Raw genomic sequence first — 3283 nt, forward strand, 5'->3', positions numbered from 1 at the left:
CCTCGCCACCAGCGGCGCCGCGGTGTCGGCGGCAGCAGCCAAGGTCGGTGCGGCGCGCAAGGAAGGCCCGACCGACTTCTTCGTCGGCGCCGGTTATGCCTACCGCGGCGATCTCGACTACTTAGGCACGCTACGCATCGGCACCGAGCTGCCGTTCTGGCGCGGCGGCCGGACGAAGCCGCTGGTTCGGGCGGCCGAAAAGGAGCTGGAGATGGCGCGCGCCGAGCAGCGCGATGCCGAGGCGGCGACCCGCGCCGAGGTGGCGCGACTCACCGCCTTCTGGACGCGCTCGGAAGCGCAGGTGCGCCGCTATCGTGAGGCGTTCCTGCCGCAGAGCAGCACGGCGCTGGACGCGGCGCGGGCCTCGTATCTCGCCGGTCGCGGCGATTTCCCCGCGGTGATCGAAGGTTTCGAAACGTGGCTCGATTCCCGGATGCAGCTCGCCCGCCGCGAGGCCGAGCGCTACACCACCTGGGCGGAGATCGAGTCGCTGGTGGCGCCGCCGTCGCCAGCCCCCGGGGAGGAAAAGCCATGAAGCGCGCGAGTCACGCCTCGAAGCGGCGCCGAAGCGCCGTTGCCGTCGCGGTCCTTCTCCTTCTCGCGCTCGTCGTGGTCTTGGCCGGATGTAGCAAGAAAGAGAAAGCCGAGTACTACTGCCCGATGCACCCGACGTACGTCTCCGATCGACCTGGCGACTGCCCGATCTGCAACATGCGCCTGGTGAAGCGGGAGGTGCCCGCCGTGGCGGCACAGGCCGACCCCGGGGCGACCGGAGGGGCGCACTCGGAGCACGGTGCGATGGACATGCCAGGCGGGATGGCCATGCCCGCTCCCGCCGGTGTCGATACCGCTGCGATGCGAAGCGGAACCGTGCCCGGAATGGCGCCGGTCACCCTGGATGAACGCGGCCGTGAGCTCGCCGGCATCCAGATCGCCGTCGCGCGCCGGGAGAGCGTGGCGCGCCAGGTGCGGACGGTGGGCACCGTGGTCCCGGACGAATCGCGCGTGCGACACATCCACACGCGCATCGACGGCTACGTGGAGAAGCTCTACGTCACCTCCATGGGGCAGTACGTGCGGAAGGGCGAGCCCGTCCTCGACGTCTACTCGCCGGAGCTCCTCGCCACCCAGGAGGAATTCCTGCGCGCCCGCGAAGCGGCAGCGCGCTTCGCCACCTCGTCGATCCCCGAGGTGAAGCAGGGCGCGGTGGATCTGCTGCTGGCCGCCCGGCGCCGGCTCGAGCTCTACGAGGTGCCGGAGAACTTCATCGTCGATCTCGAGAAGCGGGGGACGGCTCAGCCGCACGTCACCTTGGTGGCGCAGGTCGCCGGGTACATCACCGGCAAGGAGGTGCGCGAGGGCCAACACGTGACGCCCGGGCAGGAGCTGTACATGGTGACCGATCTGTCCTGGGTGTGGGTGGAAGCCAACTTCTACGAGAACGAGGCGAGGCTGGTGAGCGTGGGGCAGAAGGCGACGCTGTCGCTGCCCTATGACGCCCAGCGTTCTTTCGCGGGCCGTGTTTCTTACGTCTATCCCTATCTCGATCCGACGACGCGAACGCTCAAGGCCCGTCTCGAACTCGCCAACCCGGACCTGGAGCTGAAGCCGGCGATGTTCGTGGACGTAACGCTGGAAGTGGACGCCACGCCGGCCCTTGTGATCCCCGCTTCCGCCGTCCTCGATTCCGGCGTGCGCCAGGTGGTGTTCGTCGAAACCGGGCCGAACCTTTTCGAGCCGCGGGCGGTGGAGATCGGCCTGCGCACTCCGGAACGGGTGGAAATCCGCTCGGGGCTGCAGGAGGGGGAGCGCGTCGTGGTCGGCGCCAACTTCCTCCTCGATTCGGAGTCGCGCCTGCGCGGCGCTCTGCCTGGCGGCCCGAGTGCACACCAGCACGAGGGCGGGCAGCGATGATCCGTCGCATCATCCAGTTCTCGGCGGAGCGGCGCTTCTTCGTCCTCCTGGTCGTGGGGACCTTGTCGGCGCTGGCCGTGCACCTGCTGCACGAGATTCGCCTCGACGCCCTGCCCGATCTCTCGGACACCCAGGTGATCATCTACTCGCGCTGGGACCGTTCGCCCGACATCATCGAAGATCAAGTGACCTATCCGATCGTCACCGCCCTCCTCGGGGCGCCGAGGGTCAAGGCGGTGCGCGGCTTCTCCGACTTCGGTTTTTCCTTCGTCTACGTCATCTTCCGCGACGGCACGGATCTCTACTGGGCGCGTTCCCGCGTCCTCGAATACCTGTCGAAGATCCAGCCGCGCCTCCCCGACGGCGTGCGCACCGAGCTCGGTCCCGACGCGACCGGCGTGGGCTGGGTGTTCCAGTACGCCCTCGTGGACCGCTCCGGGAAGCACTCGCTGCAAGAGCTCAGGTCCTATCAGGACTGGACGCTGCGCTATGCGCTGCAGTCCGTGCCCGGCGTGGCCGAGGTCGCCACCTTCGGCGGCTTCGTGAAGCAGTACCAGGTGCAGGTGGATCCGAACCGGCTCGCGGCCTACGGCATTCCGCTCGATCAGGTGGTCCAGGTCATCCGGGCCTCCAACAACGAGGTCGGCGGCAGGCTGGTGGAGTGGAGCGGCACGGAATACATGGTGCGCGGCCGCGGCTACGCGCGGAGTCCCGCCGACTTCGAGCAGATCGTGGTCAAGGTGAACGAGGCCGGCGTGCCGGTCCTGCTGCGCGACGTGGCCACCGTGCAGCTCGGGCCGGAGATCCGGCGTGGCGTCGGCGACCTGGATGGCCTGGGAGATCAAGTGGGCGGCATCGTGGTCATGCGCCACGGGGAGAACGCACTCAACGTCATCGAGCGGGTAAAGGAGAAGCTACACGATCTCCACCCTTCGTTCCCGGAAGGTGTGGAAGTGGTCACCACCTACGATCGCGCCGATCTCATCCACCGCGCCCTCGAGACCTTGAAGCACGAGCTGGTGCTCGAGATGATCATCGTCTCCGCGGTGATCCTGCTCTTCCTCTGGCACCTACCGTCTGCCATCGTGCCCATCGCCACCATCCCCTTGTCGGTGCTGCTCTCCTTCATCCCCATGTATTACCTGGGGGTGACGGTGAACATCATGTCGCTGGCGGGGATCGCCATCTCCATCGGCGTGCTCGTGGACGGCGCCATCGTCGAGGTGGAAAACGCCTACAACAAGCTGCATCACTGGCAAGCGAGCGGGCGCCGCGGCGACTTCCACAATGTGCGGCTCGAGGCCCTGCAGGAGGTGGGGCCTTCGGTGTTCTTCTCGCTCCTCGTCATCGCCGTGGCCTTCCTGCCCGT

Annotated in this window: 3 protein-coding genes; all 3 read left to right on the top strand. The window is 67.7% G+C overall.

Annotated features, from left to right (window positions below; genetic code table 11):
- Positions 1 to 535: TolC family protein (locus VFE28_04225; protein ID HZM15188.1), on the top strand; the 535-nt coding region annotated here is incomplete at its 5' end.
- Positions 532 to 1914: an efflux RND transporter periplasmic adaptor subunit gene (locus VFE28_04230; GenBank protein HZM15189.1), complete on the top strand. Its 1383-nt coding sequence runs from the start codon at positions 532 to 534 to the stop codon at positions 1912 to 1914. The genes VFE28_04225 and VFE28_04230, both read left to right, overlap by 4 nt.
- Positions 1911 to 3283, top strand: a 1373-nt coding sequence (locus tag VFE28_04235; GenBank protein ID HZM15190.1) for an efflux RND transporter permease subunit, incomplete at its 3' end; no start/stop codon positions are given. The genes VFE28_04230 and VFE28_04235, both read left to right, overlap by 4 nt.

The organism is Candidatus Krumholzibacteriia bacterium, from assembly GCA_035649275.1.
Lineage (GTDB): Bacteria > Krumholzibacteriota > Krumholzibacteriia.